The organism is Rhizobium sp. NZLR10 (genome assembly GCF_019685125.1).
Lineage (GTDB): Bacteria > Pseudomonadota > Alphaproteobacteria > Rhizobiales > Rhizobiaceae > Rhizobium.
Genome location: NZ_JABDWE010000003.1, coordinates 276,232 through 293,056 on the forward strand (window position 1 = coordinate 276,232; position 16,825 = coordinate 293,056).

General features: G+C 60.9%; 15 protein-coding genes and 1 pseudogene. 8 read left to right on the plus strand and 8 right to left on the minus strand.

Features of this window, described 5'->3' with window-relative positions; all coding sequences use genetic code 11:
- Window positions 1-126: 126 nt before the first annotated feature.
- Window positions 127-990, minus strand: coding sequence for a hypothetical protein (locus tag HJB82_RS06990; protein WP_221139751.1), 864 nt, complete (start codon window positions 988-990; stop codon window positions 127-129).
- 191 nt (window positions 991-1,181) lie between these two features.
- Between HJB82_RS06990 and HJB82_RS06995 the strand changes: the two genes are divergently transcribed.
- On the plus strand, window positions 1,182-1,757 hold the full coding sequence (locus HJB82_RS06995) for a transglutaminase-like cysteine peptidase (RefSeq protein WP_207581014.1): 576 nt from the start codon (window positions 1,182-1,184) through the stop codon (window positions 1,755-1,757).
- A gap of 330 nt (window positions 1,758-2,087) precedes the next feature.
- The gene (locus HJB82_RS07000; protein ID WP_207581013.1) at window positions 2,088-2,486 is read left to right on the plus strand and encodes an ester cyclase; all 399 of its coding nucleotides are present in this window, start codon (window positions 2,088-2,090) and stop codon (window positions 2,484-2,486) included.
- 11 nt (window positions 2,487-2,497) lie between these two features.
- Here HJB82_RS07000 and HJB82_RS31890 read toward each other — a convergent pair.
- Window positions 2,498-2,850, minus strand: a pseudogene (locus HJB82_RS31890) (hypothetical protein).
- Here HJB82_RS31890 and HJB82_RS07005 point away from each other — a divergent pair.
- Entirely contained in the window at window positions 2,738-2,989 is a 252-nt protein-coding gene (locus HJB82_RS07005) for a hypothetical protein (RefSeq protein WP_221139752.1), read from the plus strand. The pseudogene HJB82_RS31890 and the gene HJB82_RS07005 overlap by 113 nt on opposite strands.
- A 205-nt stretch (window positions 2,990-3,194) precedes the next feature.
- Window positions 3,195-3,596, plus strand: a complete 402-nt coding sequence (locus HJB82_RS07010) for a hypothetical protein (RefSeq protein WP_207581012.1) — start codon at window positions 3,195-3,197, stop codon at window positions 3,594-3,596.
- Window positions 3,597-3,744: 148 nt separating this feature from the next.
- On the opposite strand, the gene HJB82_RS07015 is transcribed toward HJB82_RS07010, so the two are convergent.
- The gene (locus tag HJB82_RS07015) at window positions 3,745-4,275 is read right to left on the minus strand and encodes a gamma carbonic anhydrase family protein (RefSeq protein ID WP_207581011.1); all 531 of its coding nucleotides are present in this window, start codon (window positions 4,273-4,275) and stop codon (window positions 3,745-3,747) included.
- Window positions 4,276-4,285: 10 nt separating this feature from the next.
- Complete coding sequence (locus HJB82_RS07020) at window positions 4,286-4,981, minus strand: fumarylacetoacetate hydrolase family protein (RefSeq protein ID WP_207581010.1); 696 nt, start codon at window positions 4,979-4,981, stop codon at window positions 4,286-4,288.
- 284 nt (window positions 4,982-5,265) lie between these two features.
- Here HJB82_RS07020 and HJB82_RS07025 point away from each other — a divergent pair, with 284 nt between their 5' ends.
- Entirely contained in the window at window positions 5,266-6,018 is a 753-nt protein-coding gene (locus HJB82_RS07025) for a nucleotidyltransferase domain-containing protein (RefSeq protein ID WP_221139753.1), read from the plus strand.
- Window positions 6,019-6,195: 177 nt separating this feature from the next.
- Window positions 6,196-7,008 carry a class I SAM-dependent methyltransferase gene (locus tag HJB82_RS07030; protein ID WP_207584341.1) on the plus strand — a complete coding sequence of 271 codons (813 nt, stop codon included), beginning with the start codon at window positions 6,196-6,198 and terminating at the stop codon, window positions 7,006-7,008.
- Between the two features lie 130 nt (window positions 7,009-7,138).
- Here HJB82_RS07030 and HJB82_RS07035 read toward each other — a convergent pair whose 3' ends face one another.
- Window positions 7,139-8,119: an SDR family oxidoreductase gene (locus tag HJB82_RS07035; protein ID WP_221139754.1), complete on the minus strand. Its 981-nt coding sequence runs from the start codon at window positions 8,117-8,119 to the stop codon at window positions 7,139-7,141.
- A 311-nt stretch (window positions 8,120-8,430) separates the two neighbouring features.
- Between HJB82_RS07035 and HJB82_RS07040 the strand changes: the two genes are divergently transcribed.
- A complete protein-coding gene (locus tag HJB82_RS07040) occupies window positions 8,431-8,967 on the plus strand; it encodes a GNAT family N-acetyltransferase (RefSeq protein WP_207581007.1) in 537 nt (178 codons plus the stop codon).
- A gap of 67 nt (window positions 8,968-9,034) precedes the next feature.
- Here HJB82_RS07040 and HJB82_RS07045 read toward each other — a convergent pair whose 3' ends face one another.
- Window positions 9,035-10,006: a quinone oxidoreductase gene (locus HJB82_RS07045; protein ID WP_207581006.1), complete on the minus strand. Its 972-nt coding sequence runs from the start codon at window positions 10,004-10,006 to the stop codon at window positions 9,035-9,037.
- A gap of 68 nt (window positions 10,007-10,074) precedes the next feature.
- Between HJB82_RS07045 and HJB82_RS07050 the strand changes: the two genes are divergently transcribed.
- Window positions 10,075-10,941 (plus strand): LysR family transcriptional regulator, encoded by an 867-nt coding sequence (locus HJB82_RS07050; protein ID WP_207581005.1) that lies wholly within the window; start codon window positions 10,075-10,077, stop codon window positions 10,939-10,941.
- Between the two features lie 108 nt (window positions 10,942-11,049).
- Here the strand turns inward: HJB82_RS07050 and HJB82_RS07055 are convergent, their stop codons facing one another.
- Together HJB82_RS07055 and HJB82_RS07060 are read right to left on the minus strand one after the other, a co-directional pair.
- Complete coding sequence (locus HJB82_RS07055; protein WP_207581004.1) at window positions 11,050-13,032, minus strand: CHASE2 domain-containing protein; 1,983 nt, start codon at window positions 13,030-13,032, stop codon at window positions 11,050-11,052.
- Window positions 13,032-16,790, minus strand: a complete 3,759-nt coding sequence (locus HJB82_RS07060; protein ID WP_311044400.1) for a FecR domain-containing protein — start codon at window positions 16,788-16,790, stop codon at window positions 13,032-13,034. The genes HJB82_RS07055 and HJB82_RS07060 overlap by 1 nt, the downstream gene beginning before the upstream one ends.
- Window positions 16,791-16,825: the final 35 nt, after the last annotated feature.

Consider the following 16,825-nt stretch of genomic DNA (forward strand, 5'->3'; position numbering starts at 1 on the left):
AGCGGCGGTAACGATCCGCGCGTTGGTTCCCTCACGGTACTTGCTACCGATCGATATACAAAGCGATGACTCAAAAAGGCGAGGCCGGAGACCGGCCTCACCTTTTTCGTTTCTGCGCGGATAAGCTTAGTCCGGCTTGGATTCAGAGCCGCCCTTGCCGGAGCCGCCGTTGTCGCCCTTGCCGGAGCCGCCATTGTCGCCCTTGCCGGAGCCGTTGCCGGAGCCGCCATTGTCGCTCTTGCCGGAGCCGCCATTGTCGCTCTTGCCGGAGCCGCCATTGTCGCTCTTGCCGGAGCCGCCATCGTCGCTCTTGCCGGAGCCGCCATTGTCGCCCTTGCCGGAGCCGCCATTGTCGCCCTTGCCGGAGCCGCCATTGTCACTCTTGCCGGAGCCGCCGTTGTCGCCCTTGCCGGAGCCGCCATTGTCACTCTTGCCGGCGCCGCCATTGTCGCTCTTGCCGGAGCCGCCATCGTCGCTCTTGCCGGAGCCGCCGTTGTCACTCTTGCCGGAGCCGCCGTTGTCGCTCTTGCCCGAACCGTCTTTGTCGCCCTTGCCGTGACCTTGATCCTTGCCCTTGTCGCCGTCGTGATGATCGCGGTCCTTGTCGCCGTGGTGATCGCGGTCCTTGTCGCCGTGATGATCGTGGTCTTTGCCGCCGTGGTGATCGTGGTCCTTGCCATCGCCGGTGTCATCTCCGCCGCCGGTATCGTTTCCGCCACCGTCAGCAACCTGGTTGCCGCTGTTTTCGGCAGTCGACCCGGTGCTCGATGTTTTCTTGCCGCTGCCGGTGCCCTGGCTGCTGGGGTCGCTATCTCTCGGGCTGAACTTGCTGCCGGCCGGAATTGATTTGGTCGGCATGCACAGCCTGTATTCGAGTGTGCCGCGAACTGCGCTGTTGCAGTTAACCACTGCCGGGGCTGCGGTTGCCAAGCTGCTGCTTGCCAGAAGCGAAGCTAAGGCAATGCCCAATTTCGATGCTCTGCTGATCATTTCAACCGTCTCCCAAGGTTAACCGAATGTTAATGGAGAGAGTTCGTATACTAACGATCAACTAACGTGAAGAATAAACAATAGTTAATCTGTGTCAGTTATATAATAAGGTTAAATTCGTAAGTATAAAATTTTAATAAATTTTTATACCGACTCTGTTATCGTGACGATACAAATAAGGGGAATCCGCTATGGCGCGTCTCTTTTCTCTTGCTGCTATCTCATTCATTCTCCTGGCTTTTCAGGCTGTTGCCGGGTCATCGCTACCTGTGACGAGAAGCATCGGCGCACCTGTGGGATTCGGCGCAGCCTGCGCCAAGTACAAATGGCTGTGCGGCAGGATGGCGGCGCAACAGCTGAACGACGCGGCAGGCATGGCGCTTCTTCAAAAGGTCAATCGTGCTGTAAATGGACGCATCATTCCCGCAGAAGATCGCCCCTCATCCGGATCCAAGGATGTTTGGTCTCTACCGGTCGCCGGCCGTGGCGACTGTGAGGACTACGCCCTCCAGAAGATGAAGGACCTGATCGAGGCTGGGTTTCCCTCGAACCGGTTGGCGCTTTCCGTGGTCATCGGACCGCATGATCAAAACCATGTCGTTCTCATTGCCCGGACGGACGGCGGCGATTTTGTGCTGGATAATCTGACCAGCGCCGTGAAGCCCTGGCGCATAACCGGCTATACGTTTCTGGCCACGCAGGATTTCCAATCGCGAACGGGCTGGCGCGTGACGCTTGCTGGTCCTCGCGCCGGTGAGTTCTCCTGAACCAGACGCGTCGTCGTTCAATCGCATCGCCAAGGTGCCTGACACCGGCAGCCCCGGCTCGGCCGCGAATGGTCCCGTCTCGCAGACTGGGAAGTCTCCTGCAAGAGACCAGGCCTGCCGTTCCTCGGGCGAAGAGGGCGCGGCAATATTGGCTCCTTCAAACTCGTGAGTGAGCCGAAGCGGCAAAACACAAGGGAGCTCAGGTAACTCGATGAGAGCCGTTCAGCGCTGGCGTCAGAGGGCGCCGCGCTTCGAAAGGGCTCGCCGCTGACAAGCACCGGTTCCGGCACTATCTTCACCGCCGAGCTGTTGCCAAGCCTGGAACGAACCATGACGAAAACCAAACTTGTGGATCTCTATCGCGACTACATCGCCTGCCTCAACAGGCAGGACTGGCCGAACCTCGGGCAGTTCGTCGCCCGCGACGCGATTCACAACGAGCGACAGATCGGGTTGTCGGGTTACATCGCCATGCTGGAGCGCGATTTCGATGATATTCCGGACCTTTGTTTCAATGTGCTAATGCTAGTCGTTGACCCGCCTTACCTAGCGTGCCGGCTGAGCTTCGACTGCACGCCCAAGGGAGAATTCCTCGGCATCGATGTGAACGGCAGGCGAGTGACCTTCGCCGAGAACGTCATCTACGAATTTCGCGACGGAAAGATCGTCGAGGTCTGGTCGGTGGTCGACAAGGTGGCCATCGAAGCTCAGCTTCAGGGCGAGCGGTAATTGCGCGGACATCAGACGATGACGACGCGCTCTCCGAACGGGGTGTCGTCGTCGAAATTGCGGGTGCCGATCCGCTCGCTTTCGCCTCGCCTGACAAGACCGGTTGCTCCGCTTGATGCCCAGCTTCTTCCCCTTCTTCCGATGCCGCGTGCGCAAACCGCTTCTGTGAGTTCTCCTCGTCGTGGACGATCAGATTCGCGTGCGGGATGAAATCGCTTTCGGTTTCCTTCTTGAGTGCCATCTGATCGGCGGTGATCGGCGACTGGCGGGCGGCGACCCAGGCATTGTCGGGTTCGGAGCCGATCGATGTGCTGGTGCCGACCTTAGTGGGTTCGGACGGGGCGGTGGCGGAGATGGGGTTGATCGCGTCGACCATGAAATTCTCCTGCTGGTGGCAATTTGGCGAAACAGCGGTCGTTTTCTGGGAGGAAAAAACGGAACGGTCTTCGGACCAGTCAGGGAGACATATCGAGCCCAGGCAGAAAAACACAAGGGGACAGTGACGTCGCCGCCACCTCGAACAATGCCGAAATCGAGTGCAGGTACGGCAAATTCGACGAGGAATTGTGTACCCGACACACGGCCCAACGAATGATTTATGTAAGAATCGGAAACACTTTGTGACTAAGTGTCTCCAAAAGCAGCGTTTTTTGACTTGTCGCGTAAGCAGAGATGAAGGATATTCTGAAAACGTTGAGGGAAGCCTTCATGATCAGAATGATTGAAAACCCTGCCGAACTGGCTGGCGAGGATATCACCGGCAAATATATTCTCCGGAAGCTGAACTATCATTGGTTCGCTTACGGCAAGGCGGCCATTGTGACCGCCTGCAAGGGAACAATCCTGCATCTCGAGCGAGAAGAGACGGTTTATTCCGAGCGTTGGGGCCGTCGCGCCTATACCGGAACCGGCAAGCGTTACCCAGGCGGCATCTGTCCCATTTCGGCAATCGCCTGCGTTTGCGATACGCCCGATGACGTCAATGCCGTCATTCAACTGGATGTCGAAGCGCAGGACGAATTCTATCAGCTGATCGCCAAGGCGGAAGCCAGGGTTCAGGCGCTTGCCTCTTCCTCACGAAACAGCCAGTTTCTCGAAGCTGCCGAATAAGGCGGTTTTTCAACGAAATCAGCCTCGGGCCGTCATTGCGGCAATGGCGGAACTTCTCTGACATCCAGAATGCGGGATGCAGAGGCGTCGCGCAATCAGCCGCTTTCGCCGAAACTCAAGCACGTGTTCCCCGATTCTGCCGGCCCGATCACCCGATCTGCTTGAGATCGCGGGCGAAGCGTTGCCAGTTGGCGATGTAGTTTTCCGCCGAGCGGCGGATGGCTTCGATTGCCGCCTCGTCGAGCACACGCACGACGCGGGCGGGTGCTCCGACGATGAGGGAATTATCGGGGAATTGCTTGCCTTCGGTCACCAGCGCATTGGCGCCAACAAGGCAGTTGTCGCCAATCTTCGCGCCATTCAGAATGGTGGCGCCCATGCCGATCAGCACGTTGTCTCCGAGCGTGCAGCCGTGGAGGATGGCGTGGTGGCCGATGGTGCAGCCTTTGCCTGTTGTCATCGGGAAGCCCATGTCGGTATGGGCCATCACACCTTCCTGGATGTTGGTGCCTTCGCCGATGGTGATCTTCTCGTTGTCGCCGCGCAGCACGGCGCCGAACCAGACGCCGACATTCTCGCCGAGCTCGATCTCGCCGATAATATTGGCATCCGGTGCGATCCAATAGAGGCCGGCAGCGGCAAGTTTCGGCGTTGATCCGCCGAGCGCATAGACGGGCATGGCTCGCTCCTCAGACGATCTCGACCGATAGGGTGGCGACGCCGTCGATGCCGCAACTGATGCGATCGCCCCTGGCGACCGCACCGACGCCGGCAGGCGTGCCGGTCATGATGATATCGCCCGGCGCCAGCGTGAAGAGCTTCGACAGTTCGGCGATGATCTCCGGCACCTTCCAGATCATCTGGTTGAGATCGCCGTCCTGGACACGCTTGCCGTTCTGTTCCAGCCAGATATTTGCCTGCGAGGGGTGGCCGAGGCGGCTTGCCGGAACGATCGACGAGACGGGGGCGGAATGTTCGAAGGCCTTTCCGACCTCCCAGGGACGGCCGAGCTTCTTGGCCTCGCCCTGCAGATCGCGGCGGGTGAAATCGACGCCGACGGCATAGCCGTAAATGCAGTCGAGCGCGTCTGCGGCCTTAATGTTGGCGCCGCCGGATTTCAGCGCAAGCACACATTCGACCTCGTAATGCACGTCCTTCGAGAGTGGCGGATAGGGGAAGGCATTGCCCGCCGGCAGCAGGTTATCGGCATTTTTCTGGAAGAAGAAGGGCGGCTCGCGGGTGGGATCATGACCCATCTCGATCGCATGGTCGGCATAGTTGCGCCCGACGCAATAGACGCGGCGCACCGGAAAACGCTCGGCGCTGCCCTCGACCGGCAGCAAAACCGGTTGCGGAAGCGGGATGACGGTTGCGGGATCGGACATGAGCGGGCTCTTTCTGTTTTCGAGTCTTGCCGCATCTTAGACGGAAAACATCGCGCCGGGGAAGCGTCCCGGGCGTCCCGCTTCGGTGCATTGACGCTGTCAAGGTCGCAGGTTAACGTTGGCCATGAGCAGGATTTTTGCAGTTTCAACACAGTCTACGACCATCGCGCCGCGGTGGGTGTTAGACGCGTGAACTGAATTCCGTTCATTGCCGCTAAGACCAACCCGCCGGAGACGAGCGGGTTTTTTGTTGCCGCCCGTGTCCCGCATTCGAGGATGAAATCATGGACGATATCCAGAAGCATATTCTTGCGGAGCGGGCGCTGGCCGTTGCCCGTCGTTGCGTCACCAGCCGCTTTGCCGGGGCGGCTTTCGCCTACGTGGCTGGTTCGCTCATGCGTGGCGATGGGACTGCGTTTTCGGATATTGATCTCGTGGTCGTGTTCCCATCGCTGGAAAGAGCCTCGCGGGAGTCGTTCACTGAGGACGGTTTCCCGGTCGAGGCCTTCGTCCACGACGAACAGACGCTGGCGCATTATCTTCATGCCGATGCGGAGAGCGGCTGCCCCGTCATGGTCACCATGGTGGCGACCGGTAGCATCGTGGGCCTGGATTTCGACAGCGCACGCATCGTTCAGGCCAGGGCCGCAAGCATGCTCGCAGCAGGGCCAAAACCTCTTGCCGGCGCAAGCTACGACATGCTGCGCTATCACGTCACCGATCTTGCCGACGATCTGCGCGGGTCGCCCCCGCCCGAAGAGATCGCGGCCATCGCTGCGCAGCTCTATCAGAAACTCGCCGACCTCATCCTCCTCGGGCGTGGCGCGTGGGCCGGCCGCGGAAAGTGGGCGCCGCGTCTCATAAGAGCGCTCGATGCACAATTGGCAATCGAATTCGACGCGGCGTTCAGGCTGGCGGCAGAGGGCGACGCTACGCGATTTCTGGCTTTGGCCGACCGCGAGCTTGCCTTGCATGGCGGCCGCTATTTCGAGGGGTTCAGGCAGGACGCGCCGATGGAAGCGCGCCGCCTGGAATAATAAGGCTGCAGGGTTTCCAGCACCGAATTGAAGAATCCGCGGCGTTGTCATCTCCGACCGGAGAGTTGGTCAACCGACATTGCCGCAGACGCTGCTGAACGTCGCTCGGGCGAAAACAGGCCCTCAACACGTCATTCCATGCTAATCTTTGAGCCATCGGAAGGGATAGTGATGGCAATGCTGGAAACGGATAAGGTGTTCGCAGGCTCGGTTCCGGAAAACTACGACCGCTATATGGTTCCGTTGATTTTCGAACCTTACGCTGCGGATCTTGCGGGGCGGGCGGCATCCTTCTCGCCGAGCGCCGTGTTGGAAACCGCCGCGGGCACCGGGGTCGTTACCCGCGTATTGGCGCCAAGATTGTCGTCAGGCGCAAGCTATGTTGTCAGCGACCTCAACCAGCCGATGCTCGACTATGCCGCTTCCCGGCAAACGCCCGACAGCCGCATCCAATGGCGCCAGGCGGATGCTCTGGCGCTACCGTTTGAGGATGCGGCCTTCGATCTCGTCTGTTGTCAGTTCGGGGCGATGTTCTTTCCCGACCGGCCGGCTGCCTACCGCGAAGCAAGGCGGGTCCTGAAATCAGGAGGACGTTTTTTGCTGAGCGTATGGGATCGCATCGAAGAGAATGTGTTTGCGAATGATGTGACGAATGCTCTCGCCAGGATTTTTCCGAACGCTCCGCCGCGCTTCCTGGCACGCACGCCGCATGGCTACCACGACAAGGACCTGATCCGGTCGGAGTTGGAGGGCGCAGGTTTCTCCCATGTGGTGATCGAAACGAGGGCCGAACAAAGCCGCGCATCCTCGCCCCGCATTCCGGCCGTTGCCTATTGTCAGGGCACGCTTCTTCGCAATGAGATCGAAGCCAGAGAGGCAGGAAAACTGGAGGCTGCGACCGACTACGCTGCATCCGCGATTGCAGACAGGCATGGCGGCGGCGAGGTTGCTGCCAAAATTCAGGCGCATGTCATCGTGGCCGTGGCCTAGAACAGGATGATTTTAGGCCCGCTCGGCCTAATCTGAATCCTGTTCTTAAGAGTTAGAGCATGATGTCATGAGAAAACCGCACACACTTTTCAACATCATGCCAGAGCTGGCGAACACCCGAAGTACATGCCTAGCCGAGAGCGCCTTGGGCAGCGCAGATCCTGTCGATCAGAGCATCAAGTTCACCCCTTGGCGGACGGCTTTTGGCCAGGCGCTGCTTGAGGTACATGATCGGCTCGGCCAGAATTTCTTCCAGGCTCTCGGCGCAGGTGAAATCGCCGGCCACGCGCTTGACCTTCGAATTGTCGAAGATTGCCGTCCAGGCCTTGTCGCCGAGCAGTGGGCCTACCCACTCCGGATTGTATTTGATCAGGGTGTCCGTCGGAATGTGGACGATCTTCGCCTCGACGCCCAGCAATCTTGCGATGGTCTTTTGGATGTCGTCCCAGATATGTGCGCGATCGGAGGTGATATGGAAAATCTCATTTAGCGCTGCCTCCTTGGCGAAAAGTCCGACGAAAGGCATTGCGAAATCGACCGCGCGGGTCAGTGTCCACGGCGTGTGGCCGTCGCCCGCCACGATGGTGGGCCCGCCATCCAGCATGCGTCTCGCCATGACGTCGCTGTCGCCCATCATGATCGGCAGGCCGGTGCGAACGGTGTGGCTGGGACGGACGATCGTCCAGGCGAGTTTGATGGACTTCTTGAGCAACTCCTCGCCGGCAATCTTGGCCTGGCTGTAGGGCCAGTAAGGATTGATCGCCGGGGTCTCCTCGGTAATCAAATAGTGACGCGGCGGCTTTTCATAGACCGAGGCCGAAGAGATGAAAATGTACTGACCGCAATTGTCCGCAAACAGTTCGATGTCGCGCGCGACCTGATCGGGCGTGAAGGCGATGAACTGGCACACGACATCATAGTTGGCCTTGGCGAGATCGGCATAGTCGCGCGATCCCAGTTCGCCGACGATCGAGGTCACCCCCGCAGGCAACGGGTTGCTTCTCAAGCCACGATTGAAGACGCTGACATGATGGCCTTGGGCAACGGCCCGCTCAACGCATGGATAGGAGATTTGGCCGGTGCCGCCAATGAAAAGAACTTTCAAAGCCATGAGAGTGACCTCGGGGTCTGCGCGGGATCGATGATGGCTCTTCATAGCGCGAAAGAACTTGATCGTCTCCCAGAAATCTCGCCATCTGAGAATGGCAACGCCCAAGAGAGCCTCGTCCCGACATGCTCCGAAGGACTCGAACGGCGAGCGGCATGTGTTCGGGCTGTTGATGGGTGCAAGGAGCGGCGTTGCGGCGTGTCCTTCGAGGCTCCGGCCTTTGGCCTGCGCGCCTCAGGATGAGGGGCGTTGGCGGATGCCGCGCCTAGATGAGGGGCGCCGAGGATATCCCGTCCTCGATGAAGAGGTAGACAATGTCCGATAAAGAACTCAATGGCGCCGCGTCGCCGGCAATGAGGCGTACAGCGCGATTGAGGCTCAGGGCTCCTGCATCAACGGATATTCTTTTCCTGACCGAGCTTTTCTCCCGACCGGAGCTGGTCGCACACCGACCCGTGCCGCGGCCCGACTCGCCCGATGAAAGTGCTGCGCGGCTTGCCCGTGATATCGGGCATTGGAAAGATCATGGGTTCGGGCGTTGGGCGGTCGAAGCGAACGGCGCGCTGATCGGTTTCGGCGGCGTGACCGTTTCGAAGGAATTCGGCGGCCTCAATCTTTCGTATCATCTGCACCCCGAAAGCTGGGGGCAGGGATATGCCACGGAGCTGGTCCGGGAAACACTGACCTTTACCTTCGACGATCTGCATGCGGAGCGGGTGATCGGGTTGGTCCGCCCCATCAATGTCGCTTCAAAGCGCATTCTCGAGAAATACGGCTTCCATTTCGACCGCGAAGTGATGCTGCATGGCGCACCGACCAACATGTACACCCTCGGCGAACTCCGGACTTGAGGCCGCCGTAGAGGTTCGGGATGGCCGGTTTGCGCAGGCCCAAAACAGTCGCGCATTTTTGCTCGCTCTAAGGTACCAGCAAGATACTGCCGGCGGAGCGCCCCGACTCCATTTCTTCATGAGCCGTCGCAACATTTCTCAAGCTGTATTCGGCGCCGATCTGAGAGACGATCCCTGTTTCCATCGCCCGGACCGCCGCTTGAGCGGCCTCACGATATCTATCGATGTCAGTGCACCAAGCCATGATGCTCGGGTGAGAGAGCGCCTTGCCTGGCCGGAGTTCCTCGAGGGGAACGGGTGGAACCGGGCCGGCGGCCTGGCCGATGCTGACAGCCATGCCGAACGGTCGGACCGAGCGGATGCTTTTAACAAGCATGTCACCGCCAATTCCGTCAAAGGCGACGTCGACACCGTTTCCGCCCGTCAGCCCCTTGACCTCTGTGACAATATCCGCTCCCCGTCCGACCACGAGATGATCGGCTCCGTAGGATTCGGCGAGCGCCGCCTTTTCAGCGCTACTGACCGTGCCGATCACCGTGGCATTGAGCGACTTTGCCCAACGAACAAGCATGCTGCCCAGTCCACCGGCGGCCGCATGAATGAGAACACAACTCCCGTCATGCACATTGTAGGTCTTCGTCAACAGCATGTAAGCGGTCATGCCTTTGAGCAGCGAACTTGCCGCCGTTTTAGCCGAAATCGCCTTGGGAAGCTTAATCGCACGGTCGGCAGCGATGTTCCTAGTCGAGCAGTAGGCTCCGACCGGCGGTCCCGCATATGCGATATGATCGCCCTCTTTGAAGTTCTCGACGCCGGGGCCGACAGCTTCGACGACGCCTGCGGCCTCCGCGCCGATCACTGCGGGATATGAGGGCAGCGAGTAGATGCCCTTGCGGTGATAGACGTCGAGAAAATTGGTCCCGATAGCGTGATGGCGGATTTGGATCTCGCGGTTGCCGGGAGGATGGACACGTTGATCCTGGACCTGGAACTGAGCGACGTCGCCCGGCGAGTTCAGCAGTACAATCTGATCTGTCATCGTTTGTCTCCTTGATGCAGTCAAACTACCCGGTGGCGAGATGCGTTAAAATTCCCTATTGTCTCCCAATGATTGGGAAAGAATTCACACAAATCGATTGGGACGACCTGCGGCATTTCTTGGCGCTCGCACGGTCCGGAACGTTTCTCGGCGCGGCGAAGCAGCTCGGCGTTGAACATGCGACAATAAGCCGGCGTGTTGCATCGCTGGAAGCCAGACTGGGACGCAAGCTCATCGACCGTCGCGGACGGCGCGTCGTTCTAACCGCCGATGGGGAACAGGTTGCCAAGCATGCAATGCTTATCGCCACGCAAACTGCCGCAATCGAGCAGCTTGGTCGCAGCAGCTCGACTGAACTGCGTGGCCACGTAAGGATCAGCGCTCCTCCAGCGCTTTCGAGCGTCCTTCTGGCGCAGCCAATCGTGGCCATCCGGCGAGACCATCCAGCCGTCCAGATCACGCTTGTCGGAGAGAAACGGCTCGCTTCGTTGAACCGACGGGAGGCAGATATCGCTGTGCGGTTGTCGCGGCCAGAAGATGGCGACTATTCCATCATCAAGCTTGGCGAGATCACCTTCGACCTCTACGGCTCAAAGTCATACCTCGAAACCGTTGCGCCATCCGAATGGACCTTCATCGGCTATGACGAAACAATGAACGCCTCGCCGCAGCAGGCTCGTCTCATTGAGCTGGCCGCTGGCCGGCCGATAGCGGTGAGGTCATCGGTACTGGAATTTCAGGCCGCAGCGGCGAGGCTTGGTGGCGGTGTCGTCATGCTCCCGGATTTCGCCGTCGCGGAATCCGGCGATCTCCAGCGCATCACGGGGGAACATGCTCTTGGAAGGGACGTGTGGTTGGTCGTGCATTCGGAGATCAAGGACGTCCCCTCCGTGCGTGTGGTCGTGGATGCGCTCAAGCGCGCCTTCGGGAAGTGATCGGCTGCCAAATGGAGCGTCACATGCGCGAGCTACGAAGCTATTGAGGGCGCGCTTCATTTCACGGGTTCCATGCGCAGAACCTGGTTTTAGCGCTGCCCCGGATGATCACTCACCGCCGTCGCCAACCAGCGCATCCCGGACGATCGCGTAATAGGGGGCTAGCTCGGGCATGTCAGCAGCCAGCCTCTCGAAGACGTGGTCGGATGGCGCGAGCGTGCCGGCATATTTTGCATCGATGAACGCCCGATGGGCGGCGAGGGACAGCGGATCGGCCTTGTGCAGGACGGTGAAGACCGGCGACGTCACGGTGCGGCCCTTGACGATGATCCGGTCGAGCTCGACGACGGTGTAGGTGTCGGCGACCAGTCTTGCGGTATCCTCGCCGAGCAGCAGCGCTACGCCATAATTCTTCGAGGCGCCTTCAAGGCGGGAGGCGAGGTTGACGCTGTCGCCGAGGCAGGAATAGTCGAAGCGGCGGGTCGAGCCCATATTGCCGACGATGCATTCGCCGGTATTGATGCCGACGCCCATCTTCAGGACGTGCGGTTTACCGCCATGCGCTGCCGCTTCCCGCTCCAGCTGGTTGTTCAGCCTCGAAATCGCTGTCTGCATGGCAAGCGAGGCGCGCACGGCATGGAGGGCATGGTCGGGATCGTCGAGCGGCGCGTTCCAGAAGGCCATGATGCAATCGCCCATATATTTGTCGATCGTCCCGCCATGATCCATCACCACGTCGGAGAGCGGCGTCAACAGCCGGTTGATCAGACCGGTCAGCTGCTCCGGATCGTCCTTCAGCGTCTCGGCGATGGTGGTGAAGCCACGTACATCCGAGAACAGCACCGAGAGCGTGCGCCGCTCGCCGCCGAGCTTCAGTTGCGAGGGATCGTTCGACAGGCGCTTGACGAGATCGGGGGAGATGTATTGGGCGAAGGCGCGGATGATCTGCCGCTTGTTGCGGCGCTCCTCGGCATAATCGAAGGCGGCCTGGCCGAAGACGACCGAGATATAGGCGACCGTCGGGCCGAGCGGCGAGACGAAGACATGGGCAAGCCGGATGCCGGCAAAGCTTACGGCGGCGAAGGCGAGGAGGCCCACCGCACTGGTGACGATCGTCAGCCATCCCGTCGAGCGCCAGACGGTCGTGGCGGCAAGCAGCACCGATATCAGGATGCAGGCGGCAACCGCGGGCAGGCGGGCTTCGGCGATCGACAGGCCAGCACGGATATTGTCGTAGATGGTCGCCTGAATCTCGACACCGGAGACGAGTTTGCCGGTGTGAACCGTATAGGGCGTCGCAAAGGCATCGACACCGCCCTTGTCGATCGCGGGCGCATTCTGCAGGCTGAGGCCGACGAGAACGACTCGGCCCTTGAAATAATTCCGCGGCAGCAAATTCTCAGGGTCGAGCGCCTGGTAGTAGGAGACCGTGGGATAGCTGCGGGCCGGGCCGAAGGACTGGATGAGCCGGCCGGCCGACAGAATCTCCGCCGGCGTTCCCGACGTCTTCGCCAGCATGGCGGCAAAGCCGTCCTCATAGCCCGGAATGCGGCGGAAGATGCCGTCGCCGCTGAGATCGATCGAGGCGATGCCGGTCACAGCACCCGCTTGCGTCAGCTGCGGCAGCGGCGTGGCGCGGATCAGTTGCGAGGCCTGCGGCGTCTCGATAAGCGTTTCGTCGCCGGCAAGCACGGTGTCGGGACCGACGGCCTCGGTGATTGCCGCGTCATTGCCGGGGTTCGAGGGTTCGGCCATGATGATGTCGAGGCCGATGACACGGGCGCCGGCGGCGCGCAGCTGTCTCACGAGTTCGGCATGCAGGCTGCGCGGCCAAGGCCATTGGGCGTTGATATCGGCAAGCGACGGTTCGTCGATCGCAACGATGACAGGTCCACCTTGAGGCGGGCGTGGATCGTCGACGGTCGAGAGGTAATCGTAGCTTCTGAGCTCCAGCAGCGACCAGGCGGGCAGGCGTGACAACAGCGAGATGGCGATCAGCACCGACAGCGACAGTATCAGCAGCCTGAGACGGCGGCTCCCGGTCTGACTGCCGGTGGGCCTGGCCTGCCGAGGCTTATCCTGCTCCCGCATCAGAAGCGGACTTTGAGGGTGCCCTTGAAGGCGCGGCCCCAGCCGGGCACGCCGGGCGTGATCTCGAACTCCTCGTCGAGCAGGTTATAAGCGGCAGCTTCGAGTGCGATGCGCTTGTCCAGCGGTTCCCAGATCAGGTGGGCGTCGAGGCTCCAGTAATCGTCGAGCGTGGTGCCGAGATCATCGCCGTCGCGTTCGCCGACATAATTGGCGGCCACCGTCGCCTTGACCTTGGCCTCGTTGACCCAGGTCAGCGCGATCTGGCCGGAATTCTTCGGGATAAACGGCAGAGAGCCGCCGTAGTTCGGCTCCAGCGGGTCCTTGTTCTCCGATTCCATGTAGGCATAGGTGGCCGAGAGGCCGAAACCGGCGCCGAGCGCGACGTTGGCCGTGACGGCGGCGCGGTCGATGCTGCCGCGCGACAGCGGCAGGCTGTCTGCCGCAGGCAGCGCGATCAGCGGCAGGTCGATCGAGAAATCATGCAATTCCTGGTGCTGATATTCGACCGAGGTGAAGAGCCGGTCGGTCCACTCGGCATCCCATTGCAGCGCCACCGTATCGGTATAACCCTCGACGCCGATCGAATATTGGTTGGCCTGCAAACCGAGGATGCCGATCGGGGCAAGAGTGGGAACGCCGGTGTCGAGGCTCTGGCGCATGAAGGCAGCGCGCAGCCAATGGTTCTCGGCCGGTGCCCAGGCGAGGCCGAAGCGTGGCTCCAGCCGGCTGACATCGACGCTGCCGCCGCTCATCTGCGTGCCGAAGAGAGCATACTCGCCTTTGAGTTCGGGGGTGATCTCGTGCAGCACGTCGATGTAGGCGCGGGCGATGTTGACGCGGTTATTGAATGTGTCCGGGCCGTCGGTGGTCCCGGGGATGATCGGGAAGAGCGGAAAGAGTTCATGAAGGCGAGAGGAGGTGGTCGCGCTGGCATCGATCCAGCCGCCTTCGATGCCGTACCGCCAAGTCAGCGGTCCGCTGCCGATGGAATGGCTGAGCGCGGCGACATAGGCTTTTGAGGACAGCTCCTCCGTCCCGTCCAAGAATGGAATGATGTCGGGGTCAGGCAGACCGAGAACCGGTGCATCGTCTACCTGAAGAGAGGTGGACGTCTGCGATTTGCTTTCCGAATAGAGAAAGGCGCCGTTCAATATGTTTTCGTAGCCGAAGGTATGGCTCCAGCCGAGGCCGGCATTGGTCGTTTCGGTGATATTGCGCCGATAATTGTATTCCGAAGAGACTTCGGTGCGAACCCCGAAGCCCAGGAGGTTGAGGAAGTCCGTCAGTGACGAGCCTGCCGTCAGTGCGTTCAGCGTTCCATCGTTCTTGGCATGGTTGACATAGGCCACCACACGATCGTCCGGCGTCACCGTTGCCGTCAGATAACCATTGCCGCCGACGAGCTTGTTGTTGGTCTGGAAGCCGCCAAAGTTGCGATAGTCGCCGTCCAGCACCAGTTCTTCCCAGGTCAGGTTGCCGAAGAAGCTGAGCGGGATCGTCTCGTTCGAGAAGCCCTGGATTTCGGCCTCGCCGATGCGCCTTGTATGGCCGTCGACACTATTGATGCCGCCGCCGAGCGAGCCTTCGATGAAAGGCGTGCGCAGCAGCGTTGCCGAACGAGAGCGGCCGGAGAGCATGTGCGGATCAAGCAGCAAGCCCTGGATAAAGGATGAATAGCTAGACGCGTTGCCACGGTTCTGGATGACATTGTCATCGCTGAAGCTCGTTGCATTGACGTAAGGGAAGATGCTGCCCTTGATCGACTGGTCGATATAGCCGCTGCCTTCGAAGGGGCTGAAGACCGCATCCCCGTAATAGCGGCCCCAGGCATCCAGGCCCTGGAGGCGAAAAGCGTTGTTCAGCGTCGAGCCGGCATCCTCATTGGCGCCGAGCGCGCTGTAATCACCGCCACGGGCGCGCGAGCGGCGGAGAAATTCCTGCGCGTTGCGGATCGCGCCGTCGGCGTCGTAATCGTCGATATCGATGGCGGTGCGGAAGGAGGAGATGACCGGATCGTTCTTGTCGAGCCTGTCGGCATTGTCGACTGCCTGCTCGGAAGGGATGCGGTCGCCCTTTTCGTAATGGGCGGCGGCGAGCATCAGCTGCGATTGCGAATGGGCTGGATTGGCGGTGCTGGCGGCCAGCAGGTCCTCCAGCGCCTTGTCGCGCTCGCCGGTTTGCAGGTAATAGCGGCCGCGGGCGAGGAGAGCGATGTCGAAGGAGGGATCGGCGGCGAGCGCCGCATCGATTTCGCGCTTGGCATCCTTCATCCTGGATTGGTCGAGATAGAGGATGGCAAGATTGCCGTGCGGGACCGGATCCTGCGGATCGAGGGCGATCGCCTTTAGGAACGCAGCCTCGGCCTCGTCATTGGCGTTGCGGGCGCTTTGCAGCAGGCCCATCGAGTTCAACGATCCCGAGGCCCCCGGCGCAAGCTCGATGGCGCGGTTCAGATCGGCCAGGGCGCCATCGATATCGCTTTCGTAACTCGCCTTGTAGGCGGCGCGTGCGGCAAGGGCGATCGGATGATTGGGATCGAGCGAGAGGGCGCGGTTGACCGCCTCCAGCATCTGGGCGCGGTCGTCGATCAGCTGCGCCAGCTGGGCGCGGATCGCAGGCAGGGTTGGGTCATCAGGAAAACGCTTTTCCGCATCCTTGATCAGGTCGACGGAGGCGCGGGGATTTTTGAGGAAGCCTGCCGTGTAGGCCTGCATGATCGCGCCATAGGGGCCGACCGCTGATGACGGCGGCTTTTCGACATGGGCTGGATCGGAAAGCGAACGGGCAAAATAGCCGCCATACTGCGCCATGTTCCGGCGGGCCGGATCAAGATGCGGCAGTGCCGCCGCAAACAGCCTTGCGGCTTCGTCATAGCGTTTTTCGGAGCCGGCGATCGTGGCATTGATCAGGTCGACGCGCGCCTTCTGGAGGGTGGTCAGCTTGCGCCGGCGAACCTCCTGAAGCGTCTTTGCGGCGACCGGCCGGCCGTCGAAGGCGCTCTGCACTTCGGCAAGCTCCAGCCAGTTCTCGGTGGTGCGACGTTCCGGCGACAAAGTCAGCAGCCGGCGGCGCTCATCGGCCATGCGGCCTGCCGGCAACGGAGAGGTCGGCATCAGGCCGAAGCCATCGCGCAGGTTCAGGTAGAACAGCATCTGCTCGCGATCATCGGGTGTGACGATCACCAGCTTTCGCGGCGCCTGGCCGATCGTGGCAACCGCCCCTTCGCCTTCGTTCACCTCGACGCTGCCCTGCGGGTTGCTCAGCGCCACACGGCCTTCGAGCACGATCATCGAGGTCTTGTTGCCCTCGACGGTCATCGTCCAGTCGGTGCCGCGGATGGCGGCTGCGGCCGCTGGTGTCTCGACCGTCAGACCTTGGCCGCCACGCTCGGCGCGCGCCCAGATCGTTCCCGATTGCAGCTCCAGTGTCGTGTCGCCGCTGGCGGCCATTTTCTTGACCTGCAGCGATGAATTGCGGCCGAGGCGAACCTGGGTGTGGTCGGAAAAGACGATGGCGAGCTGGCCGTTGGCATTGGTGCGCAGCACGTCGCCGGTCAGGAGATCCTGATTGATATCGACGACACGCCAATTCGATACGTCGATGAAACGGACCTCTTCGCCGGTCTTGCGGGCGATGACGGAACCGGCGACCGGTGTTGCACGCTGGACCGGATCGGCCATTGCCGGCGGTGCGAGACCGGGACCAGCAAGCGCCAGCGCCATGCCCGCACGACAGATGTTCTTGGAATAACCCCGCATAACCCCAGACCCCATACCCGCTTCCCCTTTGTCCG